General features: G+C 69.0%; 23 protein-coding genes. 12 read left to right on the forward strand and 11 right to left on the reverse strand.

The annotated features are described in order from the left end of the window. Positions 1-62: 62 nt before the first annotated feature. A complete protein-coding gene (locus tag FHX60_RS23445) occupies positions 63-488 on the reverse strand; it encodes a VOC family protein (RefSeq protein ID WP_112776197.1) in 426 nt (141 codons plus the stop codon). 232 nt (positions 489-720) lie between these two features. Here FHX60_RS23445 and FHX60_RS23450 point away from each other — a divergent pair, with 232 nt between their 5' ends. Beyond that, positions 721-1,668 (forward strand): LysR family transcriptional regulator, encoded by a 948-nt coding sequence (locus FHX60_RS23450; protein ID WP_183284776.1) that lies wholly within the window; start codon positions 721-723, stop codon positions 1,666-1,668. A 12-nt stretch (positions 1,669-1,680) separates the two neighbouring features. Here FHX60_RS23450 and FHX60_RS23455 read toward each other — a convergent pair whose 3' ends face one another. The 3 genes from FHX60_RS23455 to FHX60_RS23465 are packed head-to-tail and all read right to left on the reverse strand — an operon-like array spanning position 1,681 to position 4,640. Continuing rightward, complete coding sequence (locus FHX60_RS23455) at positions 1,681-2,457, reverse strand: enoyl-CoA hydratase (protein ID WP_092315004.1); 777 nt, start codon at positions 2,455-2,457, stop codon at positions 1,681-1,683. A 15-nt stretch (positions 2,458-2,472) separates the two neighbouring features. Then, a complete protein-coding gene (locus FHX60_RS23460) occupies positions 2,473-3,432 on the reverse strand; it encodes a Bug family tripartite tricarboxylate transporter substrate binding protein (protein ID WP_183284777.1) in 960 nt (319 codons plus the stop codon). A 44-nt stretch (positions 3,433-3,476) separates the two neighbouring features. Further along, positions 3,477-4,640 carry a CaiB/BaiF CoA transferase family protein gene (locus tag FHX60_RS23465; protein ID WP_183284778.1) on the reverse strand — a complete coding sequence of 388 codons (1,164 nt, stop codon included), beginning with the start codon at positions 4,638-4,640 and terminating at the stop codon, positions 3,477-3,479. A gap of 324 nt (positions 4,641-4,964) precedes the next feature. Between FHX60_RS23465 and argG the strand changes: the two genes are divergently transcribed. The 4 genes from argG (at position 4,965) to FHX60_RS23485 (ending at position 9,718) form a co-directional block, all read left to right on the forward strand. Continuing rightward, positions 4,965-6,290 carry an argininosuccinate synthase gene (argG, locus tag FHX60_RS23470; RefSeq protein ID WP_183284779.1) on the forward strand — a complete coding sequence of 442 codons (1,326 nt, stop codon included), beginning with the start codon at positions 4,965-4,967 and terminating at the stop codon, positions 6,288-6,290. A 231-nt stretch (positions 6,291-6,521) separates the two neighbouring features. After that, positions 6,522-7,877, forward strand: coding sequence for an MFS transporter (locus tag FHX60_RS23475; protein ID WP_183284780.1), 1,356 nt, complete (start codon positions 6,522-6,524; stop codon positions 7,875-7,877). Positions 7,878-7,894: 17 nt separating this feature from the next. Next, entirely contained in the window at positions 7,895-8,488 is a 594-nt protein-coding gene (locus FHX60_RS23480) for an RBBP9/YdeN family alpha/beta hydrolase (protein WP_183284781.1), read from the forward strand. A 66-nt stretch (positions 8,489-8,554) separates the two neighbouring features. Beyond that, positions 8,555-9,718 (forward strand): porin, encoded by a 1,164-nt coding sequence (locus FHX60_RS23485; protein ID WP_183284782.1) that lies wholly within the window; start codon positions 8,555-8,557, stop codon positions 9,716-9,718. Between the two features lie 54 nt (positions 9,719-9,772). Here the strand turns inward: FHX60_RS23485 and FHX60_RS23490 are convergent, their stop codons facing one another. Continuing rightward, on the reverse strand, positions 9,773-10,777 hold the full coding sequence (locus FHX60_RS23490; RefSeq protein ID WP_183284783.1) for an AraC family transcriptional regulator: 1,005 nt from the start codon (positions 10,775-10,777) through the stop codon (positions 9,773-9,775). Between the two features lie 116 nt (positions 10,778-10,893). Between FHX60_RS23490 and FHX60_RS23495 the strand changes: the two genes are divergently transcribed. The 3 genes from FHX60_RS23495 to FHX60_RS23505 are packed head-to-tail and all read left to right on the forward strand — an operon-like array spanning position 10,894 to position 13,191. Next, complete coding sequence (locus tag FHX60_RS23495) at positions 10,894-11,952, forward strand: beta-keto acid cleavage family enzyme (protein ID WP_183284784.1); 1,059 nt, start codon at positions 10,894-10,896, stop codon at positions 11,950-11,952. 59 nt (positions 11,953-12,011) lie between these two features. Beyond that, complete coding sequence (locus FHX60_RS23500; protein WP_183284785.1) at positions 12,012-12,203, forward strand: DUF1289 domain-containing protein; 192 nt, start codon at positions 12,012-12,014, stop codon at positions 12,201-12,203. 10 nt (positions 12,204-12,213) lie between these two features. Continuing rightward, entirely contained in the window at positions 12,214-13,191 is a 978-nt protein-coding gene (locus tag FHX60_RS23505; RefSeq protein ID WP_183284786.1) for a tripartite tricarboxylate transporter substrate binding protein, read from the forward strand. A 67-nt stretch (positions 13,192-13,258) separates the two neighbouring features. Here FHX60_RS23505 and FHX60_RS23510 read toward each other — a convergent pair whose 3' ends face one another. The 3 genes from FHX60_RS23510 to FHX60_RS23520 are packed head-to-tail and all read right to left on the reverse strand — an operon-like array spanning position 13,259 to position 16,774. Next, positions 13,259-14,905, reverse strand: coding sequence for a fatty acid--CoA ligase (locus tag FHX60_RS23510; protein ID WP_183284787.1), 1,647 nt, complete (start codon positions 14,903-14,905; stop codon positions 13,259-13,261). Positions 14,906-14,920: 15 nt separating this feature from the next. Next, positions 14,921-15,769, reverse strand: coding sequence for a TauD/TfdA dioxygenase family protein (locus FHX60_RS23515; RefSeq protein ID WP_183284788.1), 849 nt, complete (start codon positions 15,767-15,769; stop codon positions 14,921-14,923). 24 nt (positions 15,770-15,793) lie between these two features. Then, positions 15,794-16,774, reverse strand: a complete 981-nt coding sequence (locus FHX60_RS23520; protein WP_092315028.1) for a quinone oxidoreductase family protein — start codon at positions 16,772-16,774, stop codon at positions 15,794-15,796. A 201-nt stretch (positions 16,775-16,975) separates the two neighbouring features. On the opposite strand from FHX60_RS23520, the gene FHX60_RS23525 reads away from it, so the two are divergent. Continuing rightward, positions 16,976-17,974, forward strand: a complete 999-nt coding sequence (locus FHX60_RS23525) for an AraC family transcriptional regulator (protein WP_183284789.1) — start codon at positions 16,976-16,978, stop codon at positions 17,972-17,974. 12 nt (positions 17,975-17,986) lie between these two features. Here FHX60_RS23525 and FHX60_RS23530 read toward each other — a convergent pair whose 3' ends face one another. Then, positions 17,987-19,117, reverse strand: coding sequence for an oxidoreductase (locus FHX60_RS23530; RefSeq protein WP_183284790.1), 1,131 nt, complete (start codon positions 19,115-19,117; stop codon positions 17,987-17,989). Continuing rightward, complete coding sequence (locus tag FHX60_RS23535; protein WP_116385890.1) at positions 19,114-19,512, reverse strand: RidA family protein; 399 nt, start codon at positions 19,510-19,512, stop codon at positions 19,114-19,116. The genes FHX60_RS23530 and FHX60_RS23535 overlap by 4 nt, the downstream gene beginning before the upstream one ends. A 155-nt stretch (positions 19,513-19,667) precedes the next feature. On the opposite strand from FHX60_RS23535, the gene FHX60_RS23540 reads away from it, so the two are divergent. The 3 genes from FHX60_RS23540 to FHX60_RS23550 all read left to right on the forward strand — a co-directional run bounded on the left by FHX60_RS23540 (position 19,668) and on the right by FHX60_RS23550 (position 22,276). After that, positions 19,668-20,555, forward strand: a complete 888-nt coding sequence (locus FHX60_RS23540; protein WP_221210114.1) for a LysR substrate-binding domain-containing protein — start codon at positions 19,668-19,670, stop codon at positions 20,553-20,555. Positions 20,556-20,625: 70 nt separating this feature from the next. Next, the gene (gene pip, locus FHX60_RS23545; protein ID WP_183284791.1) at positions 20,626-21,582 is read left to right on the forward strand and encodes a prolyl aminopeptidase; all 957 of its coding nucleotides are present in this window, start codon (positions 20,626-20,628) and stop codon (positions 21,580-21,582) included. A 40-nt stretch (positions 21,583-21,622) separates the two neighbouring features. Continuing rightward, complete coding sequence (locus tag FHX60_RS23550; RefSeq protein ID WP_183284792.1) at positions 21,623-22,276, forward strand: glutathione S-transferase family protein; 654 nt, start codon at positions 21,623-21,625, stop codon at positions 22,274-22,276. On the opposite strand, the gene FHX60_RS23555 is transcribed toward FHX60_RS23550, so the two are convergent. Then, positions 22,234-23,541 carry an SGNH/GDSL hydrolase family protein gene (locus tag FHX60_RS23555; protein WP_183284821.1) on the reverse strand — a complete coding sequence of 436 codons (1,308 nt, stop codon included), beginning with the start codon at positions 23,539-23,541 and terminating at the stop codon, positions 22,234-22,236. The two genes, FHX60_RS23550 and FHX60_RS23555, sit on opposite strands and share 43 nt — an antisense overlap. Positions 23,542-23,622 lie beyond the last annotated feature (81 nt).

A 23,622-nucleotide genomic window follows, 5' to 3' on the forward strand; every position in this document is an offset into this window, starting at 1 on the left:
AACCCATCGCTGGGCCCATCGCCCAGTAGGCGCGCCGCCGGCCGGGAAACTGCGTCCCTGGCTTACTTGGGCGCGGTCAGCAGCATCCACATGATGCCGAAACGGTCGGCCACCATGCCGAACTGGTCGGCGAAGAAGGTCTTGTCCAGCGGCATCAGCACCTGGCCGCCTTCCTTCAGGCCGTTGAAGGCCTTCTCGACCCCGGCCTTGTCGGGAAAGGTGATCGCCAGGCCGAAACCCTGGAAGGCGACCTGGTTCGAGCACTGCCCGTCCGAGGCCAGGATGATGCTGTCGCCGACCTGGAATTCCAGGTGCATGACCTTGTCCTGCGCGCCCGCGCCGGGCTGGCAGCCTTCGCCGCCCTTGCCGGCGTCGGGGTTGTCGGCGAAGGTCATGCGGGCATTGACCTTGGCGCCAAGGGTCTGCTTGTAGAACTCGACCGCTTCATCGCAACGGCCTTCGAAAAACAGATAGGGCTGGACTTGCATGACAACTCCTGTGAAGGGGCGGCCTGTGGGACTGTAGGGCCGCGGGGATCTCGGCAATGACGCACACGCTTTGTGTACGCCGTCCACAATACCTTAGCAAAGAAAATGGACGACGTCCACATCGAATACGCGAGGGGCGCGGGAGGGCGGCCGGGGCGGTGCACTAGAATGGCCCGCTATACCGCCGCCCATCGCCAACCGTTTCGACTGCCGCGGCTCAAACGGAGTTGCCTTGCGTTACGAACTGACCGACCTGCGCCTGTTCCAGGCCATTGCCGATGCGCAAAGCCTGTCGGGCGGCGCATCGGCCACCCACATCACCGCGTCGGCGGCGAGCTACCGGTTGAAGAACCTGGAGCACGCCATGGGCACGCCGTTGTTCGTGCGCAGCGCGCGCGGCATGGAGCTGACGCCGGCCGGCGAAACCCTGCTGGTCCATGTGCGCGAACTGCTGCTCGGCGTTGAGCGCATGCATGGCGAGGTCGGGCGTTTCTCCGCCGGGCTGAAGGGCAATATCCGGCTGCTGGCCAACAGTAGCTCGCTCAACGGCTTCATCATTCCCAGCGTGAGCCGCTTCCTGCTGGCCAACCCGGATGTGAACATCGACCTGGAGGAGCGTGCCAGCCAGGCTATCCTGGCCGCGGTAGCGGCGCATGAGGCCGATGTCGGCATCCTCGCGGGAGATTTCCAGACCGGCGACGATGCGGCCGGCGTGCGCTCGGAGCGCTACGCGCGCGACGAGTTGATCCTGGTGATGGCGTCGGACCACCCGCTCGCGCGCGAGCCCGAGGTGCGCTTTGGCGCGGCGCTGGCGTTCGACTTTGTCTGCATGAGCCGCACCAGCAGCAACTTCCTGTTTCTGCGCGAGATGGCGCAGCGCGCGGGCAAGGGCCCCAACGTGCGCCTGCATGCGCACAGCTTCGATGCGGTGCTGTCGCTGGCCGAAGCCGGCGTCGGCGTGGCGCTGGTGCCGCGCAGCGTGGCGGCGCAGGCGCTGCGCGAAGCGCGCGTAGCCGGGGTGCGGCTGGCCGAGCCGTGGGCCTTGCGCGAACTGAACCTGATCGTGCGCGCCGACGGCAAGCTGCCCGCGTTTGCCGAGGCCTTCGCGCAGTTCCTGCTCAACGATCCGCGCGTGGTGGCCACGCGCGAAGGCGGCGCCGTGGCCGCCACGGCGCGGTAGCGCCTGTCCGCTTCAGCGCTTGCGGTTCAGGAAAGTGGCCATGTGCTGCTGCGGCTCGCCGGTGTCGAAGGCGCTGCCGAACTCGGTCACGCTGTTGCCGATCGAGACCTCCAGCGGCGCGTCTTCCCACTCGCGCAGCAGGCGCTTCTGCTGGCGCACCGCGACCGGGCCAAAACCCGCCAGCAGCGCGGCCACGCGCTCGACTTCCAGGTCAAGCTCGGCCAGCGGCACCACGCGGCTGACCAGCCCCCACTGCAGCGCCTCGGCCGCGTCGGAGATCTCGCCCGTCAGCAGCATCCAGGCGGTGCGCGCATTGCCGATCAGGCGCGGCATCAGCGCGGCGTGGATCACCGACGGAATGCCGACCTTCACTTCCGGCATGCCCAGCTGCGCGGTGTCGGCGGCGATGCGCAGGTCGCACGCCAGCGCCAGTTCCAGCCCGCCGCCCAGGCACCAGCCCGGCATGCGCGCGATCACCGGCACCGGCAGGTGGCGCACGGCATCGCACAGCCGGCGCAGGCCGCTGATAAAGGCCTCGGCGCTGGCGCGGTCGAGCGCGGCCATTTCCTTGATGTCGGCACCGCCGATAAAGCCCTTGTCGCCGGTGCCGCGCAGCACCAGCACGCGCAGCGCGTCCTGGGCGGCCAGCGCTTCGATCGCGCGCGTGAGCGAGGCGATCACCGGCGTGCTCAGGATATTGAGCGAGCCCGCCTCGCGGATGGTGACGGTGGCAATGCCGCGCGCGTCGATCTCGACGCCGGCGTGCGGTTCCTGCTGAAGTGCGCTCATGTCGGTCCTCGTGTCTTACTGGAGCTTGGTGAAGTGGATGGCCTCGACCATCTGCTTCCAGTGCGCGTTCTGCCCACGAATCAGGTCGCCAAAGGCCTTACGCGAGGTCGGTGCCGGGATCGCGCCCTGTTTCTCGATGGCGGCGACCACCTCCGGCTCGGCCAGCACCTGGCGCACGGCGTCGTTGAGCTGGTCGAGGATGGCGGCGGGCGTGCCCGCGGGCGCGCCCAGGCCGAACCACGACGGGTTGTTCATCGCCGGCAGGCCGGCCTCGGCATAGGTGGGGACGTTGGGCAGCACCTTCAGGCGCTGCTTCGCGGCCACCGCCAGCGGCTTGAGGCGGCCGCCCTGGATCAGCCCGGACGACGACGGGATATTGTCGAACACCACCTGGATCTGCCCGGCCACCGCATCGTTGAGCGCCGGGCCCAGGCCCTTGTACGGCACGTGCAGCATGCGCGTGCCGGTGGCGTTCATGAAGAGCTCGCCGTTCATGTGGCTGAGGCCGCCGTTGCCGGACGAGCCGAACGAATACTTGCCGGGACTGGCCTTGAGCTGCTTGATGAACGACGCCAGGTCCGTGGCCGGGAAAGCCGGATTGACCACCAGCACGTTGGGCACGTCGGCCAGGTTGCTGATCGGCGCGAAGTCCTTGACCGGGTCATAGGCGGTCTTCAGGTAGACGTTGGGGTTGACCGCGTGCGAGCTTTCCACCTCCATCACCAGCGTGTAGCCGTCGGCCGGCTGCTTGGCCGCGTAGGCGCTGCCGACCGCGCCGCCGGCGCCGGGGCGGTTCTCGATCACCACCGGCTGGCCCAGCACCGGGCCCAGGCGGGTGCCGACGATGCGGGCAATGATGTCGGTGGTGCCGCCGGCGGCGTAGGGCACGATCAGCTTGATCGGCCGCTCGGGATAGGCGGCGTCCGCGCTGCTGGCAATGCCGAGCAGGGCCATGGCGAAAAGGGCGGGCTTCATCGGGATGTCTCCGGGTCAGGGTTATAGATCTCGTGGCAGGACGGTCAGCGCTGGGGGCTGTGTTCGCCCAGCAGCGGCGGCGGCGCCGGCGGGCTGTCGTGCCCGGCCAGCATCGGGTTGCGCACCATCGGCACGCGGCCCATCACGGGGTGCTCGGCCACCTGCATCAGCCGGCGGTGCCGTACCTGCGGATGGGCGAAGACTTCGTCCATGGTGTGGATCGGGCCCCACGGCACGCCCGCCGCATCGAAGGCCTCGGTCCAGGCGGCGCGGGTGCGGGTGGGAAAGAGTTCGGTCAGCCGCGCGCGCAAGGCGTCGAGGTGTTCGATGCGCGCGGAATTGGTGGCGTAGCGCGGGTCCTGCGCCAGCGCCGGGATGCCGGCCACGGCGCAGAAGCGAGCGAACTGGCTGTCGTTGCCGATCGCCAGGATCAGGTGGCCGTCGGCGCAGCGGAACACTTCATACGGCGCGCAGTTGGGATGGGCGTTGCCGCTGCGCTGCGGGTTCTGGCCCGAGACCAGGTAGTTGGCGGCCTGGTTGGCATTCATCGCCACGGCCACGTCGAGCAGCGCGATGTCCAGGTGCGCGCCCACGCCGGTCGCCTGGCGCTGGTACAGCGCGGCCAGCACCGCGGAGGTGGCATACATGCCGGTGCTCAGGTCGACCACGGCGACGCCGGTGCGCAGCGGGCCGGCGCCCGGCGTGCCGTCGGGCTGGCCGGTGTAGCTCATCAGCCCGCCCATGCCCTGGAACACGTAGTCGTAGCCTGGCTTGTCCGCCATCGGCCCGCTCTGGCCGAAGCCGGTGATCGACAGGTAGACCAGGCGCGGGTTGATCGCCTTGAGCGTGTCGTAGTCCAGCCCGTAGCGGCGCAGTGTGCCGACCTTGTAGTTCTCGACCAGCACGTCGGCCGTGCGCGCCAGTTCGCGCACCTGCGCCGCGCCTTCGGGCGTGCCGTAGTCGATCGCGACCGAACGCTTGCCGCGGTTGCAGCAGATGAAATAGCCGGACAGGCGCGGATCGCCTGCAGTGCCGGCCGGTGTGTCGAGATAGGGCGGCCCCCAGCCGCGGGTATCGTCGCCGCGCTCGGGGTGTTCGACCTTGGTCACCTCGGCGCCCAGGTCGGCCAGGTTCTGGGTACACCAGGGACCGGCCAGGATGCGCGACAAATCCAGGACCCGGACGCCTTCCAGGGCGCGATGCAGCATGACGACTCCGCTTTCCGATAACAGTGCGGCGCAGTATAGGGAGGGGTATCGGGCCGAACCAGTCGAGAGTTTTGAAAGGCGCGTTCGCCGGATTTGAACGGTGCGGCGGCGCTCCGGCCGGCGCGGAGCGCGGGTGGCGCCGGGGCCCCGCCGGCCCCCGGGTTTGGCGCGTGGGCGCTGCCGTGTCACAATTCGCGTTTGGCACTGACTCGGCACGTGACTCGGCCGGCCGCGTCGCCGTGCTTCCCGCCGCCCCCGGCCGCTTGCGGCCCGACGCCGTGGAAGCCCGTCCAAGAGCCGACAAATTCACATTGATTTCTGGCGATGACTACCATCCTGCAGCACATTCCTACCGGCCAGCGCGTCGGTATCGCCTTCTCCGGCGGCCTTGACACCAGCGCGGCACTCCTCTGGATGCGCCAGAAGGGCGCTGTCCCCTACGCCTACACCGCCAACCTGGGCCAGCCCGACGAGCCCGACTACGACGACATCCCGCGCCGCGCCAAGGCCTACGGCGCCGAGGAAGCCCGCCTGGTCGACTGCCGCACGCAGCTGGTGGCCGAGGGCATCGCCGCGCTGCAGTGCGGTGCCTTCCATATCTCCACCGCCGGCATCACCTACTTCAACACCACCCCGATCGGCCGCGCCGTCACCGGCACCATGCTGGTCGCCGCGATGAAGGAAGACGGGGTCAACATCTGGGGCGACGGCAGCACCTTCAAGGGCAACGACATCGAGCGCTTCTACCGTTACGGCCTGCTGACCAACCCCGGCCTGCAGATCTACAAGCCGTGGCTGGACCAGCAGTTCATCGACGAACTGGGCGGCCGCGCCGAGATGTCCGAGTTCATGCGCCAGAACGGCTTCGACTACAAGATGTCGGCCGAGAAGGCGTACTCGACCGACTCCAACATGCTGGGCGCGACCCACGAGGCCAAGGACCTGGAGCACCTGGATTCGGGCATCCGCATCGTCCAGCCGATCATGGGCGTGCAGTTCTGGCGCGATGACGTCGAAGTCAAGCGCGAGGAAGTCACGGTGCGCTTCGAGGAAGGCCAGCCGGTGGCGCTGAACGGCCAGACCTTCGCCAACGCGGTCGACCTGTTCATGGAAGCCAACCGCATCGGCGGGCGCCATGGCCTGGGCATGAGCGACCAGATCGAGAACCGCATCATCGAAGCCAAGAGCCGCGGCATCTACGAGGCCCCGGGCCTGGCGCTGCTGTTCATCGCCTACGAGCGCCTGATCACCGGCATCCACAACGAAGACACCATCGAGCAGTACCGCGACAACGGCCGCCGCCTGGGCCGCCTGCTGTACCAGGGCCGCTGGTTCGACCCGCAGGCCATCATGCTGCGTGAAACCGCCCAGCGCTGGGTCGCCGGCGCCATCACCGGCGAGGTCACCATCGAACTGCGCCGCGGCAACGACTACTCGATCCTGAACACCACCTCGCCCAACCTGACCTACAAGCCGGAACGGCTGACCATGGAGAAGGGCGAGTCGATGTTCACGCCGCTGGACCGCATCGGCCAGCTGACCATGCGCACGCTGGATATCGTCGATACGCGCGAGAAGCTGCAGACGTATGCCAAGACCGGCCTGCTGTCGACGCAGGTCAGCGCTTCGCTGCCGAAGCTGGAAGACTGAGCTTCGCGCTGCCCCGCCTGACGGCGGGACCGCCACAAACCGGCACCTCAGGGTGCCGGTTTTTTTTGTCTCGGCGTTTTCCCCACCTGTCCCGTAATGTCAAGCGTACGTCCCGGAATATCAAACCGCGCTGTCGCGCTCGCCGGATACTGGCTGCGCTCGCCCGCCACTTTGCGCGGGCACTGAACGCACGGCGGCGCCAAGACCGCCGCCCGGCTTCCGGAGACGCCCATGCCCAGATCCCGCCTTGCCCTTGCCGCCGCATCCGCCGCGCCGACGCCGGCCGCACCCGCGGCTGCCGGACCGCGCTATGCGTGGCTGGTCTTTGCGCTGACCTTTGCGCTGCTGCTGTCCGACTACATGTCGCGCCAGGTGCTCAATGCCGTGTTTCCGCTGCTGAAGGCCGAGTGGCAGCTGGGGGATACCGAGCTGGGGGCGCTCGGCGGGGTGGTGTCGCTGATGGTGGGCGTGCTGGCGATTCCGCTGTCGCTGCTGGCCGACCGCTGGGGGCGGGTGCGCAGCCTGATCCTGATGGCGGCGCTGTGGAGCCTGGCCACGCTGGGCTGCGCGCTGGCGGGCAGTTTCGGCCAGATGTTCCTGGCGCGGCTGTGCGTCGGCATCGGCGAGGCCGCGTATGGCAGCGTGGGGATTGCGGTGGTGGTGTCGGTGTTCCCGCGCCACCTGCGCGCCAGCCTCAGCGCCGCGTTTATCGCCGGCGGCGCGTTCGGCTCGGTGCTGGGCATGGGACTGGGCGGCATCCTGTCCGCGCATTTCGGCTGGCGCATGGCCTTTGCCGGGATGGCCGCGTTCGGGCTGGCGATGGTGGCCTGCTACGCGCTGGCGATCAGCGAGCAGCGGCTGCGCCGGCTGCAGCAGCGCATCGGCGCTGACAGCGAGCAAGGCAACAGCGATGCGGCCACGGCGCGCCAGCTGGCGCCGCGCCGGATCGTGCGCGAACTGCTGACGCTGCCGTCGATGCTCTGCGCCTGCGCCGGCAGCGCCTTGCAGCTGCTGGTGATGGCCGCGCTGCTGGCGTGGCTGCCAAGCTTCCTGGCGCGCGAGTACGGCATGGCCACCGGCCGTGCCGGCATGGTGGCGGCGCTGCTGGTGCTGGTGGCCGGCGCCGGCATGGTGGCCTGCGGCGCTCTGACCGATCACGTGGCGCGGCGCGCGCCCGGGCGCAAATGGCACATGGCCATCGGCTACAGCCTGGCCTGCTGCGTGCTGTTGATGACGGCGTTCCGGCTGCCCGCCGGCACCGCCCAGCTGGTGCTGGTCGGGGCGGGCATGCTGGTGGTGGGCGGCTGCGCCGGCCCGGCCAGCGCGATGGTGGCCAACCTGACGCGGCCCGCCATCCACGCCACCGCGTTTGCCACGCTGACGCTCATCAACAACCTGCTGGGCCTGGCGCCGGGCCCGTTCCTGACCGGCGTGCTGGCCGACCGCATCGGCCTGACCGGCGCGCTGCAATGGATTCCGCTGGCCGGCGCCGCCGCCACGCTGCTGTTCTGTATCGGCCGCCGTCACTATGCCGCGGACCTGCGGCGCCTGGATGGCCAACCCGTGCCCCACGCCGTTCCCGCCTGACCCTTTCCGATCCCACCATGACTGCTATCCCCTCACCCACCATCCTGATGGTGCCGGGCCTGCGCGACCACGTCGCCGAGCACTGGCAGACCCTGCTGCAAGCCGAACTTCTGGACCAGGGACATGACGCCCGCTGCGTGCCGCCGCTGGAGCACGACAAGCTCAGCCGCGCCGCCCGCGTCGCCGCGCTCGAGGCGGCGCTGGCGGCCATCGACGGGCCGGTGGTGCTGGTGGCACACAGCGCCGGCGTGATGATCACCGTGCATTGGGCGGCGCGGCACCGCCGTCCGATCCGGGGTGCGCTGCTGGTGACGCCGCCGGATTTCACGCAGCCGCTGCCGCCCGGCTATCCGGCGCAGCCGGCCCTGGCGCAGGCCGGCTGGCTGCCGACGCCGCTGGCGCCATTGCCGTTCCCCAGCCTGGTGGCGGCCAGCCGCAACGATCCGCTGGCCAGCCATGCGCGCGTCGCCGAAATGGCCGCTGCCTGGGGCAGCGGGCTGGTTGACCTGGGCCACGTCGGCCATCTCAACCCGGCCGCCGGCTACGGCCGCTGGCCGCGCGCCCATGCCTTGCTGGCGGAACTGGACACGCTGGTCGCGCGGCAGGCCTGAGCGCGCCACGGCGCGCCATAACAAGAGCATCCGGCCACCCAGGCCGGGCCAACAAGGAGGAGACCAATGAAAAACAGAAACGCCGTCATGGCGCTGGTGCTGGGGTGCCCGCTGGCGGCCGCCGCGCAATCGTCGGTCACGCTGTATGGCGTGGCCGACATCAACGTCGAATACGTCAATCGCATCGGTGCGGTGCCGGTCGCGGCGAACGGCTTCAACCCGGGTCCCGGCGACAAGGTGTTCCGCATGGCTTCGGGCGGGCTGTCGGGCTCGCGCTGGGGCCTGCGCGGCATGGAGGACCTGGGCGCAGGATGGCAGGCCTCGTTCGTGCTGGAAAGCGGCTTCAGCGTCGACAACGGCACGCTGCAGCAGGGCGGGCGGCTGTTTGGCCGCCAGGCGTTCGTCGCGCTGCGGCACGCCGGCATCGGCCAGTTCAGCCTGGGGCGCCAGTACACGTCGATCTTCGAGGCCCTGGCGAACTTCTCGCCCACGGCATACGCCACGCAATATGAACCGGTGGTGCTGCAGGCCGGCGCCAATTTCCGCGAGGACAACACCGTCAAGTACACCGGCCAGTTCGGCCCGCTGACGGCGCGCGCGCACTGGTCGTTCGGCGCCGGGCTGGCGCTGCCGCAGACGGTTGGCATCGCCACGCCGATCGGCGGCAACGGCGAAGTGCCTGGCCAGTTCCGCCGCGACACCGCCTATGGCGCCTCGCTCGCGTATGCCGCCGGACCGTTCGGCGCCACCGTCGGCTATGACCAGTGGAACCCGACCATCGGCACCGGCAGCGGCACCGCGCGCAAGGCCGTGGTGGCAGCGAGCTACACCTTGGGCCCGGCCAAGATCATGGGCGGCTATCGCTGGGGCCAGAACAAGAACGCCGCCGACGTGGTGATCCAGCGCGACGACTACTACTGGATCGGCGCCAACTACCAGCTCAGCCCGGCGGTGGGGCTGACGCTCGAATACAACTACGACAACGTCAGGAGCCTGTTCGGCGATACCCACGTGGCCAACCCGTGGCAGATCGCCTTCGTCGCCAACTATGCGTTCTCGCGGCGCACCGACGTGTACTTGTCCACTGCCTACGCGCGCAATGCCGGCCTGATGCTGGAATCGCTGGCAACGGTCTATGCCAACAGCCTGTCGCTGGGCAACAGTTATGCCGCGGCCAACGGGCAACGCAGCATGGTGGGCGTGGCACTGGGGATCAGGCACAAGTTCTGACCGGAGCCCGGGCTCGTTATGGCCGCCGCGCCGTGTTTGCGCCGGCGGCCTTTTTTACTGCCCGGCCTGTGCCCGCCAAGCCGACACGCTGCGCCCGAAGCGCTGGCTGAACCAGCGCGAGAACGCGCTCAGCGACGAAAACCCCAGCAGCGCGGCCACTTCCGACAGCGGCCGCTCGCGGTTTTCCAGGTAGCGGATCACCAGGTCGGCGCGGGCCTCGGCGAGGATGTCGGAGTAGGTGGTATGCGCCTGGCCGAGGCGCCGGTGCACGGTGCGGCGGTCGACGCTGAGATGCTGGGCCACGCGCTCCACCGAGCACAGGCCGGTCGGCAGCAGCGCGTACACCAGCTTGCGCACCATGTCCGGCATGGTGGCCGCGGTCGATTGCGCCAGCAGCGTGCCGAGATATTGCTTCACCTGCTGCGCCATCACCGGGTCGTACGACGGCAACGGTGCTTCCAGGTCCGCTGCCTGGCAGACGATGCCGTCGAAGTCCTGGTTGAACGAGCCGGCCATGCCAAACACGCGCGCGTACGTCGCCGTGCTGGCCGGCGCCGGATGCGTGAAGCAGATGCTGCGCGGGCGCCACGATGGCCCCAGGAACAGCTTCAGCATGCGGAATACCACGCCCACCGCCAGGTCGGTGGCCTGGCGCAGGGTGCCCGGCGCTTCGCTGAGGACCTGCAGCCGGATCATCACCAGGTCATCGCTGTCTTCGACGCGCATCGCCAGCGATTCATTCTGCAGGCCCATGTAGCGCACCATCGACTCCAGCGCGCGGCGCAGCGTCGGTTCCTCGCGCACCACGAAAGCTAGCGGGCCCAGGTTGGAGAACTCGCGCAGCTCGGCCATGCGCAGGCCGAAATCCTCGGCCCCGGCGGCGCGCGCCGATGCGTCCAGCAGGCGGCCCACCGCTGCCGCCGGGATGCGGATATCGGGGTCGAGCAGCACCGAGCGGTTGATCTTCGCGGCCCTGAGTTGCTGGTACGGATCCAGCCCCAGCGCACGCGCGACTTCGATGTAGTTGGTCAGGCTGGCACTGCGCAGGTAGTAGGACATGACAACGGCTTCCGGGCTTTCCCTGAGTGTCCCGAAATGTAAATCGGTTGTCCCGGATCGTCAAATCGCCGCGGTCCGTTGATCGATACTCCAGTCACCAACAACCGGAGCGATCTATGCAATTCCTCGACGATTCCCTGCACCCCGAGAACATGGACAAGGTGGTGATCACCGTGGCCCCGTATGGCCCGGAGTGGATGCCGCAGGACTTCCCCGAGGACATCCCGGTCACCATGGAGGAACAGGTGCAGAAGGCGGTCGATTGCTACAACGCCGGCGCCACCGTGCTGCACCTGCACGTGCGCGAACTCGACGGCAAGGGCTCCAAGCGCCTGTCCAAGTTCAACGAGCTGATCGCCGGCGTGCGCGCCGCGGTGCCGGACATGATCATCCAGGTCGGCGGCTCGATCTCGTTTGCGCCGGAAGACGACGGCCAGGAGGCCAAGTGGCTGTCCGACGACACCCGCCACATGCTGGCCGAGCTGCAGCCCAAGCCGGACCAGGTCACCGTGGCCATCAACACCACGCAGATGAACATCATGGAGCTGCTCTATCCCGAGTACCTGAAGGGGACCTCGCTGGAGCACCCGGCCTACCAGGCCGCCTATCGCGAGATGACCGTGCCGGCGGGGCCGGGCTGGGTCGAAGAGCACCTGCGCCGGCTGCAGGCCTCGGGCATCCAGCCGCACTTCCAGCTCACCGGCATGCATGCGCTGGAAACGCTGGAGCGGCTGGTGCGCGCGGGCGTCTACACCGGCCCGCTGAACCTGACCTGGATCGGCATCGGCGGCGGCTTTGACGGCCCCAACCCGTTCAACTTCTTCAACTTCGTGCACCGCGCCCCGGACGGCTGCACGCTGACCGCCGAGTCGCTGCTGAAGAACGTGCTGCCGTTCAACATGATGGCGATGGCGATGGGCCTGCACCCGCGCTGCGGCATCGAGGACACCATCATCGACCAGCACGGCAAGCGCATGACCTCGGTGCAGCAGATCGAGCAGTGCGTGCGCGTGGCGCGCGAACTGGGCCGCGAGATTGCCACCGGCAAGGAAGCGCGCGGGATCTACCGCATCGGCACCTGGTACGACAGCGCCGAGGCCACGCTGCAGGCCAACGGCATGGCCCCCAACCGCAAGCCGGGGCAGAAGAACCTGCCGCTGCGCGCGGCGGCCTGACGGCCGTGGGCCGGGCCGGCGCACCGCCGGCCCGGCGCCAGGCATGAACGGAGTCCGCGATGCATCACCCCGACGTCCTCGCCAATCCCTGCATCAACATTTGCCGGATGGATCTTGCCAACCGCTATTGCCAGGGTTGTGGCCGGACCCGGCTTGAAATCGGCCGCTGGCTGCGGATGAGCGAGGCCGAGCGCGCGCAGGTCCTGGCCGCGGTGCCTGCGCGCCGGGCAAGCAGCAGCCATACTACATAACGGAGACAACATGACCACCCGCCCCGCCTTCCTGCTGCGCATCGCCGCCGCCGCCGCGGCCAGCCTCGCGCTGGCCGCGCCCTCTGCCATGGCCTGGACCGGCAAGCCGGTCCGGATGCTGGTGCCGGCGCCGGCCGGCGGCACCATGGACGTACTCGCGCGGCTGCTGGCGGACCAGCTGTCGGCGGACCTCGGCCAACCGGTGGTGGTCGACAACAAGCCCGGCGCCGGCGGCGGCATCGCCATCACCACCATGCTGGCGGCGCCCGCCGATGGCCAGACCATCATGGTCACCGCCAGCAATGTGCTGACCGAGGTGCCGCATGTGCTCAAGCCCGCGTTCGATCCGCTCAAGGATGTGCGCCCCGTTGCCGCCGTGGCGCGTTCGCGCATGGTGATGATCGGCGCGCCCGGCCTGCCGGCCAGGGACCTGAAGAGCCTGGTCAGCTATGCGCGCGCCAACCCGGGCAAGCTCAGCTTTGCCTCGTACAGCGCCGGCACCGCCTCGCACTACGCCGGCATGATCATGAACCAGAAGGCCGGGCTGGACCTGCAGCATGTGCCCTTCGCCGGCTCGGCACCCGCGCTGGCGCAGGTCATGGGCAACCAGATCGCGGTGATGTACGACGGCATGGTGACCTCGCTGCCGATGATCCGCGCCGGCAAGGTGCAGGTCTACGCCGTGGCGTCGAAGAGCCGCTCGGCGCTGCTGCCGCAGGTGCCGACCTTCGCCGAACTGGGCTACCCGGAGATGGAGTTCAGCAACTGGGTGGGAGTGATTGCGTCGTCGAAACTGTCGCCTGAACTGGCGCAGAAGATCCATGCGGCGGCCTACAAGGCTGCTTCCGCGGCCAGGGTGCGCGACCGCATGGAGGCGCTTGGCTACGAGCCGCTGCCGGCGCAGCCGTTGCCGCAGTTGAGCGAGTCGGTGGGCACGGAGTTCGAGCGCAATGCCGGCATCGTCAGGGCCTTTAATATCCAGCCCTGAATCCATCCTGGCAACGCAAGCAGGGCAGCCCCGGTTGAGGCTGCCCTGTTGCTTTCCTGCTGTCCGTTCAGGCTCGGGTGCTGCGCAAGCGCTTCTTGTCGATCTTGCCGACGCTGGTCTTCGGGATCTCGTCGACAAACAGGATCCGTTCGGGTTCCGGCACCGCATACTTGCTGAGCCGGTTGGCCTCGACGCGCGCCAGCAGCGACGTGCGAATCGCATCCGCGGTGACCGTGGCGCCAGGCTTGCGCACCACGTATGCCATCGGCCGCTCGCCCCATCGCGCGTCCGGCACGCCGATGACCGCGCACTCCTGCACGCCCGGCACCTGCGTGACCAGGCTCTCGACCTCGATCGACGAGACCCACTCGCCGCCGGTCTTGATCACGTCCTTGATCCGGTCAACGATCTGCACGAAGCCGTCGGCGCCCATCACCGCGATGTCCTGCGTATGCAGGTAGCCGCCGGCCCACAGCTCGGCCGATGCCTCGGGTTTGCCGTGGTATGCCCGGGTCAGGAACGGCGCGCGCAGCACGATCTCGCCGCGCGCCCTGCCGTCGCGCGGCACGTCGTGCATGGACTCGTCCACCAGGCGGAAGTCCACCATGGCCACCGGACGGCCGGTCGAGCAGCGCATGCGCACTTCGGTCTCGCGATCGGCATTGGCGTGGCCCGGGGGCAACTGCGCCAGCGCGACGATGGGGCCGGTCTCCGACATGCCATAGCCGGCAAACACATCCATGCCGCGCGCGAGCGCGGCCTCGCACAACGCCGGCGGCAGCGCCGAGCCGCCGATGATCAGTTTCCAGCCCGACAGATCCTGGCCGCTTGCCTGCGCCGCCTGCAACAGCATCTGCAGCAAGGTCGGCACGCAGTGCGAGAACGTGACCCGCTCGGTCTCGCGCAAGCGCAGCAAGACGTCCGGCGCGTAGCGCCCCGGCAGCACGATGCGCAGCCCGAGCATGACCGCGACATAGGGCATGCCCCAGGCCAGCACGTGGAACATCGGCGTGATCGGCATGTAGACGTCTTCGCGGTGCAGGCGCTGCCCTTCGCGCGGCGCGCACAGGCTGGTGGCCGACGCCAGCGCATGCAGCACGATGTCGCGATGGCTGTAGCACACGCCCTTGGGATCGCCGGTGGTGCCGGTGGTGTAGAAGGTGGCGGCGCGGGTGTTCTCGTCGAACTCGGGGAAATCGAAGTCGGGTGAGGCCGCTTGCAGCAGCGTCTCGTACTCCCCGCAAAACGGCAGCGAGGTCGGCGGCATCTGCTGGCCGTCGGCCAGCAAGACAAGGCGGCGCACGCTGGTCAGCTGCCCGCGGATCTCTTCCATCACCGGCAGGAAGTCCGGATGGAGCAGCACCACCTCGGCGCCGGCATCGTTCAGCGTGTACAGGATCTGCTGCGCCGACAGCCGCACGTTGACCGTGAACAGCGTCGCGCCCATCATCGGCACGCCGAAATAGCATTCCAGGTAGCGATGACTGTCCCAGTCCATCACCGCCACGGTGGTGCCGTGCGCCACGCCCTGCGCAGCCAGCGCGGAGGCGAGCCGGCCCACGCGCTGGCGAAACTCGCGATAGCTGTGGCGCTGCTGTCCGCGGTACGTGATCTGCTGGTCGCCGTATAGCGACAGCGAATTGAGCAGCAGTTGCCGCACGAGCAGGGGGTAGGCATAGGCCTGCGGTGCCGCAGGCACGAGATGTGGTTGCATGGCTGTGTCCCTCCGTCAGAACGGCACGTCGCCGATGATGCCGGCGCGCTCCATCTTGCGCACCGTGGGCGCATAGTCCTGCACCGCGTAGTGCTGTGTGCAGCGGTTATCCCAGATCGCGACGCTGTGCTTTTTCCAGCGCCAGCGCACCTGGTACTCCGGGATCTCGGCCTGCGCGCACAGGTAGTGCAGCAGGTCGCCCGCGCCGGGCATGAAGTCCTTGCCGAAGCGGATCACGTCGCCGCGGTGGTAGTTGGCGAAGTGCGAGGTGAAGGCGTTGACGAACAGGATCTTCTCGCCGGTTTCCGGATGGGTGCGCACCACCGGATGCTCCACCATCGGGAATTGCGCCGCCAGCGCGGCGCGCTTCTCCGGCGCCATGTTGGCGCCGAAGGTGTGTTCGATGCTGTGCTTGGCGCGCAGCCCTTCGATGCGGGCTTTGATGTCCTGCGGCAGGCGCCGGTAGGCCTCGCCCATGTTGACCCAGATGGTGTCGCCGCCGACCGCCGGCGTGTCCACGCAGCGCAGCACGCATCCCATCGGCGGCGCCTGGCGCCAGGTGGCGTCGCAATGGAAGGCATTCTCGTAGTGCTCGACCTTGCTGTCGGGCGACTTGTAGATCTGCACCAGTCCCGGGTGTTCCGGGTCGCTGCCCACCACCGGGTGGTCTTCCAGTTCGCCGAACCGGCGGGCAAAGGCGACGTGTTCGGCGCGGGTGATGTCCTGGTCGCGCAGGAACAGGACCTTGTGCTGGAGCAGCAGCGCCTTGATTTCAGCGAACAGGCCGGCGTCGCGCGAGGCATCGGCCAGGCTGACGCCGGTGAGTTCGGCGCCGATGGTGCAGGTCAGCGGTTCCGCATGCATGGGTTGTCTCCTCTTTCCTTGTTTTCAGATGACGAAGATCGATGATCCGGTGGTGCGGCGCGCTTCCAGGTCCTGGTGCGCCTGGACCGCGTCTTCCAGCGCATAGCGCTGGTTGATGCCGATCTGGATGCGGCCCGCGGCGACGTGGCCGAAGATCTCGTCGGCCAGGGCCTGCTTTTCCGCGGGATCGGCGATGTAGTCGGCCAGCGCGGGCCGGGTCAGGAACAGCGAGCCCTTCATCGCCAGCAGCGCCGGATCGAACGGCGGCACCGGGCCGGAGGCGGTGCCTACGCAGACCATGGTGCCGCGCCGCCGCAGCGAGTCCAGCGAGCCCATGAAGGTGGTCTTGCCGACGCTGTCGAACACCACCGCCACGCCCACGCCATCGGTCAGCTCGCGCACACGTTTGGCCACGTCCTCGCGGGTGTAGTAGATGATGTGGTCGCAGCCGTGCGCGCGCGCGACCTCGGCCTTGGCCTCGGTCGACACCGTGCCGATCACGGTCAGCCCCAGCAGCCTGGCCCACTGCGACACGATCAGTCCGACCCCGCCCGCTGCCGCGTGCAGCAGGATGGTGTCGCCGGCCTGGAACGGATGGATGCGGCGCATCAGGTAGGCCGAGGTCAGCCCGCGCATGGTCATCGCCGCCGCGGTTTCGAAGGCGATGCTGTCGGGCAGGCGGATCAGCGGCGCGGCGGGCACCAGGCGCTCGGTGCTGTACGCGCCCAGCGTGTTGACGAAGCCGGTGTAGGTGACGCGGTCGCCCGGCGCCACGTTGGTCACGCCCGCCCCCACCGACACCACCACGCCGGCGGCTTCGACGCCCATGCCGCTGGGCAGCGGCACGGGATAGGTGCCGTTGCGGAAATAGGTATCGGCGTAGTTCAGGCCCACCGCGACGTGGCGGATGCGGACCTGTCCAGGTCCGGGCTCGCCGACTTCCATGGGTTCGTAGCGCAGCACTTCGGGGCCGCCGGTCTCATACATGCGGACGACATTTGCCATGATTCTGGTCTCCTGGAATTAGCGTTGGTGCAGGGCGCCCTGCACATGCCTGCCACTGTAGGGAGCGCGGGCCGGTCCGGCTTTGCATTGGCTACCGCTGACTTTGCATTTCATGCCAGGAGGCCTATGATCCTGCTGCGGCGGCCCGCCAGCCCTCCGCATGGCGCAGGACATCGCAACGCATCGCAAGGCAGGATCCGCTTGGAAACGCTCATACGTGCCGCCGCACTGACCAACTTCCTGGAGGTAGCGCGCGACCTCGGCCTGGACCCGCAGCCGCTGCTGCGCCAGGCCCGGTTGCGCCGCGCCTGGCTCGATGACCCCGACCAGCGGGTGCCGCTGGGCGCCTGCGTGGCGCTGCTGGAAGCCGCCGCGCAGGCCTCGGGCTGCATCACGTTTGGACTGCGCATGGCGGAGTCGCGCCAGCTGTCGGACTTTGGCGTGATGAGCCTGCTGATCAGCCAGCAGCCCACGCTGCGCGCCGCGCTGGCCACCACCATCCGCTATCGGCACCTGGTCAACGATTCGGTGGCGCTGTTGCTCGAGGACGCCGGCAGCGCCGTGGTGATCCGCCAGGAGGTGCTGAGCGACGCGCCCTCGCGGCAGGCCACCGAGCTGGCCATCGGTGTCGTGTTCCGCATGTGCGCGCTGCTGCTGGGGCCGCGCTGGCAGCCGATCGCGGTGAGCTTCACGCATGCGGCGCCGGCCGACCTGCGCGTCCATCGCCGGCTGTTCGGCTGTCCGCTGGAGTTCGATGCGGACTGCAATGGCATCGTCTGTCGCGCCGCCGACCTCGACGCTCCCAACCCCGGTGCGGATCCCGTCATGGCGCGCTATGCGCAGCAGTTCATCGATACCCTGCCGCGCGCCAACCCGCAGTCGATCGGCCACGAAGTGCGCGCCGCCATCTACCTGATGCTGCCGATGGGCCGCGCCACCTGCGAGGCCGTGGCCGAGGGCCTGGGCCTGAGCCTGCGCACCATGCAACGCCAGCTCGACGACGCGGGCGAGACCTTCACTGGCATCCTCAACGACGTGCGGCGCGAGCTGGCGCGACGCTATGTCGAGAACCCGCGCTATTCGCTGCTGCGCGTGTCGCAGCTGCTGGGCTACGGCTCGGCCAGCGCCTTCACGCGCTGGTTCTCGGCGCAGTTCGGCACGGCCCCGGCCAACTGGCGCAGGGATCGCGCAGGACGGTAGCGCGGCAAGGCATCAGCCCGCCAACGCTGCCGGGACCTCGCGCAGCGCCAGTTCCGTGTGCTTGATGCCGGCCAGCGGCGCCAGCACCGCCGCATCGAACGGCCGCACCGGTTGTCCCGCGCACACCCGCGCCGGCCAGTCCGGATTCGCCAGCGCCCCGCGCCCGAGCGCAACCAGCGTTGCACCCTGCTCCAGCATGCCCGCCGCGCGCAGCGGATCCGCGAGGCTGCCGTTCGCAACGATGGCCAGCCCCGGCGCTGCGCGCCGGGCATGCTGCACCAGCGACGCAGCGCCGTCGGCGAAGGCGGGCTGCCAGGCTTCATGCTCGGTCACATGGAGGTAGTCGACGCCGCTTGCCGCAATGCCGGCAAACACCGCGGCAGCGCCCTCTGCGCCTTCGGGCCACTGGTAGGTGAAGTCATTGACCTTGGCCTGCGAGATGCGCACGCCGACGATGACATCGCTCCCCACCGCGGCGCGCACCGCACGGATCGTCTCCAGCATCATGCGCATGCGCCGCGCGATGCCGCCGCCCCAGGCGTCCTGGCGCTGGTTGGTATGGCCGTTGAGGAACTGGTCGAGCAGGTAGCCGTTGGCGCCGTGGATCTCCACGCCGTCGAAGCCGGTCTCGCGGGCCCGCCGCGCCGCTTGCGCAAAGCCCTCGATGGCCTGCAGGATTTCTGCCTCGTCCATCGCGCGCGGCGTCCGGAATGCGCCCGTGCCGCCATACGCGCTCAGCTGCCGGCCCCTGGGCTGCACGGCCGAAGGGCCGGCGGTATCGTCGCGGAAGGGGTTGGCCTGCGACAGCGCCCCCGCATGCATCAGCTGCGCGACCATGCGGCCGCCGGCCCGGTGGACCGCGTCCACGATCCCGCGCCAGCCCTGCGCCTGCTGCGCGTCGGTCAGTCCCGGCTGGCCGGCATAACCCTGCGCATAGGCGCGGTCGGTATAGATGCCCTCGCTGACGATCAGGCCAAAGCCGCCGCGGGCAAAGCCCTCGTAATAGCGGCGCATGGCCTCGGTGGGGACGCCGGTGTCGGTGGCGCTGATGCGCGTCATCGGCGCCACCACCAGGCGGTTGCGCAACGGTACGCCGTTCAGCGCCGGCGTATCGAACAGCGAAGGCGCGGCGGGCGTGGTCATTGCTCGCCCTCCGTGGTCAGGGCGATGGCTTCGATCTCGATCATCGCGTCCGGCGAATACAGTGCCGAGACTTCGACGATGGTATCGGCCGGATAGGGCGCGGAAAACCACTTGCGGCGCAGCGCGACGATCTTCGGGAAGTATTCCATCGAGGTCAGGAAGATCGTCACCTTGGCCACGCGGTCCAGCCCCGAGCCGCCCGCCTGCAGCGCGCGCCTGAGGTTACGGAAGGCCTGCTCGGCCTGCGCGTCGAAGTCGCCGCGCCCGACGATGGCGCCATCGTCGCCGACGCCGGCCTGGCCGGAAACGAACAGCAGGCCGCCGGCGCGAATGGCCTGGGACAGCAGGTAGGGGGCATAGGGATCGGGCTGGGTGTGGACTTGTTCCAGGTGCATCGCTGACTCCGGTAATGATTTAGTAAAATTCATCTTGCTATCGGGCTGAGCGTCTTGCGGGCCAGCCGATATGCCAAGTATCGGAGCCGGTATCGGCCGCGACAAATGGTCGCTTTTCAGTCGATGCATGAGACAAACTCATCCATGGAGACACCTTGCGCAAACTGCCGCCCCTCGGCGCCCTGCGCGCCTTCGAAGCCGCCGCCCGCCGCGCCAGCTTCAAGCACGCCGCCGACGAACTGCACGTCACGCCGACGGCCATCAGCCACCAGATCCGCGCGCTGGAAGAGAGCCTGGGCGTGAGGTTGTTCGAGCGCCAGACCCGCAAGGTGCGGCTGACGGCGGCCGGGCATCAGTTGTTCCCCGCGGTGCGGGACGGCCTCGACGGCATGGAGCGCGCGGTGCAGGCGGTGCAGCGCAGCGGCCGCCCGCACGTAGCCACGCTGACATCGACGGTGGCGTTCATGGCCAGGCGGCTCGCGCCGCTCGCCGGGCAGTTCCGGGCCGCGCATCCCGACTGGACCCTGCGCCTCGATGCCTCGGACCAGGTCGTCGACCTGGACCACGATGCGGACGCGGCGATCCGCTACGGCAGCGGCAGCTATCCCGGCCTGGTGACCGAGCCGTTGTTCCGCGACCGCTTTGCACCGGTTTGCAGCCCCGCCCTGAAACCGGCATCCATGCAGGACCTGAAGCACGCCACGCTGGTCCACTTCGAATGGGGCTCTGCCGCGCGCGATGACGCGCGCGCACCGGTCTGGCGCCACTGGCTGGCGCAGGCCGGCGTCGAGGTGGCCGATCCGCAGGCTGGGCTGCGCTTTACCGACGAGATCCACGCGGTGCAGGCCACCATCGCCGGACAGGGCGTGGGCCTGCTCAGCCTGACGCTGGTGGCGGAAGAACTGGCGTCGGGCGCGCTGGTGCAGCCCTTTGACCTGGCGCTGGAGAGCTTTCGCTATGACCTGGTCTACAGCGAGCGGGCGGCGGACCGTCCGGCTACGCGGTTGTTGCGGGACTGGATGAGAGAGATGTTCGCGGGGTAGCCAAGGCTGCGTCCAGCGCGATGGCGCTCCGGCGTACACTGTGGCTCCCTGGCCCCGGAGACCCGCACCCATGCCCGCCCTGCGCACCCTCTACCCCGAAATCGAGCCCTACGAAACCGGCACGCTTGATGTCGGCGACAGGCATGTCGTCTACTACGAGCGCGTGGGCACGCCCGGCGCCAAGCCCGCGGTGTTCCTGCATGGCGGGCCTGGCGGCGGCATCGCGCCGGACCACCGGCGGCTGTTCGATCCGGCGCGCTATGACGTGCTGCTGTTCGACCAGCGCGGCTGCGGGCGCTCGACCCCGCATGCGGGGCTGGAGGCCAACACCACCTGGCACCTGGTCGACGATATCGAGCGGCTGCGCGTGCTGGCGGGGGTGGAGCGCTGGCTGGTGTTCGGCGGCTCGTGGGGCTCGACGCTGGCGCTGGCCTATGCGCAGAAGCACCCGCAGCGCGTGAGCGAGCTGGTGCTGCGCGGCATTTATACGGTGTCGCAGGCGGAGCTGGACTGGTACTACCAGTACGGCGTGTCCGAGATGTTCCCCGACAAGTGGGCGCGTTTCCAGGCGCCGGTGCCCGTGGCCGAGCGCGGCAACATGATGGCGGCCTACCGCAAGCTGCTGACCGGCGCCGACCACGACAAGCAGGTAGAGGCGGCACGCGCCTGGAGCGTGTGGGAAGGCGAGACCATTACCTTGCTGCCGGATGCAGGGAACAGCGCCAGGCATGACGACGGGCACTTTGCCCTGGCCTTCGCCCGGCTGGAAAACCACTATTTCACGCACCGCTGCTGGCTGGAAGAGGGCCAGCTGCTGCGCGACGCGCACAAGCTGGCCGACATCCCCGGCGTGATCGTGCACGGCCGCTATGACATGCCGTGCCCGGTACGCTACGCCTACGCGCTGCACCAGGCGTGGCCGCAGGCGCAGTTCCACCTGATCGAAGGCGCCGGCCATGCATGGACCGAGCCGGGCATCATGGACCAGCTGCTTGCCGCGACCGATCGCTTTGCCGCGCAGCGCTAGCCGCGCACCGGGGCATACCCCCGCACCACTGGAGATCACGATGGAGCTGTACGCACACCCGTTTTCGTCCTATTGCCAGAAGGTCCTGGTGGCGTTGTACGAGAACGCGATTCCCTTCGACTTGCGCATGCTGTCGCCCGACCACCCGCAGCACATGGACGAACTCGGCAAGCGCTGGCCGCTGCGGCGCATGCCGCTGCTGGTCGATGACGGCCGTTCGGTGTTCGAGTCCAGCATCATCGTCGAATACCTCGATCAGCATCACCGCGGCCCGGTGCGCTGGCTGCCGGAGACGCCCGATGCTGCGCTGAAGGTGCGCCTGCTCGACCGCTTCTTCGACCAGTACGTGATGACGCCGATGCAGCGCATCGTGGCCGACTATCTGCGCCCCGCGGCGAACCGCGATCCGCATGGCGTGGCCGAATACCGCAAGCTGCTGGACTCGGCCTATGCGTGGCTCGAGACCGAACTGGCGGCGCGGCAATGGGCCGCGGGCGATGCCTTCACGCTGGCGGACTGTGCCGCCGCGCCATCGCTGTTCTATGCGGACTGGGTACAGCCGATTCCGGAGTCATGCGGCAACGTGCGCGCGTATCGCGAGCGGCTGCTGGCGCGGGCGTCGTTTGCGCGCGCGGTGGACGAGGCGCGGCCCTATCGCCCGTTGTTCCCGCCGGGCGCGCCGGAGCGCGACTGACCGGCAAGGGCAGGCAGATTCAGGTCGAATTGCGCCGCCATGGCGCGATAGCCGGCATCGCCCGGATGCAAGTGGTCGCCGCTGTCGAAAGCCGGCAGCAGCGCCTGCGGGCGCGCCGGATCACGCACGGCCGCGTCGAAATCCACCACCGCATCGAACGCGCCGCCATGGCGGATCCAGTCGTTGACGGCCAGCCGCACGGCTTCCTTGCCCGGACTGTCATAGCCGCGGATCGGCGTATCGCGTAATGCGCCGGCAAAGGGCGTGATGGTGGCGCCGATCACGCGCACGCCGCGCGCATGCGCCGCCGCAATCAAGCGACGGTAGCCCTCGATCAGTTCCGCGGGCTGCGGCACGGCATCGGCTGGCGCAAAGGTCGACCCCGGCCAGGCGATATCGTTGATGCCGATGGCGGCGATCACGGTGCGGACATGCGCTTGGCTCAGCACGTCGCGATCCAGCCGCGCCAGCGCGGACACCCCCATGCCGTCGCGCAGCAGCCGGCCGCCGGAAATGCCGGCGTTGAGCACGGCCACGCCGTCGGCGGCCAGCTGCTGCGCCAGCACGTCCGGCCAGCGCCGGTTGGTGTCGGGGGTTGAGCCATTGCCTTCGGTGATCGAATCGCCGATCGCAACCACGGCACCCGCGCCCGCCGGGGCTTCGACCTGCACCTCGCTCAGCAGGACCCGTGCGCTGAACACTTGTGGCGCAGCCAGCATGGATTGCGCGGTTGCGTTGCCCGCAGCCAGCCATGCGGTCTGGCGGCCATCCCAATGGAACGATTCGATTGCGGTGCGCTGCGGCAGGTAGAGGCTGAGCGCGAGTTCACCCAGGGCCGGCGTATCGAGCGCGATCGCATCGCTGGCCACGGACTGGCCCGCCGGAATGGTCACCGTTGCGCTGCCGCCGAAGGTCACGGCACGGCTGCCGGCGAGGTCGATGCGGCCGCCGCCGGCGTGGGGTGCCAACTGCGCTGCGCCGATCACAAGCGCTTGGCGGCCATAGGGGTTCGACAGCACCACGCGCAGCCGTTGCCCGCCCACGCTCAGCCGCACCACCTGGCGCACCGTCTGGTCCGTCAGCACCGAGGGCACACCAGCAGGCAGCGGCAGGGCGTCCGGTTGCCACACCGGCTGCTGGCTGGCCATCCAGCTGGTCAGCCAGGCCCGGTCTTGCAACGGGCTGGCGAGCGCTGCGCCGCTGGCGACGGCGGCGGCAAGGGTCGCTGCCGCGAGGCGGCGCAGGAAACGTAGATGGCAAATCATGGGTGGGTCCTGTGAGGTGGACCGGCGACGTTGCCGGCATGGGACCAAAGTTAGGCCATTCCCCTCATGCCAGGTAGCAGG

The sequence above is a fragment of the Cupriavidus alkaliphilus genome, from assembly GCF_014191175.1.
Classification (GTDB): Bacteria; Pseudomonadota; Gammaproteobacteria; order Burkholderiales; family Burkholderiaceae; genus Cupriavidus; species Cupriavidus alkaliphilus.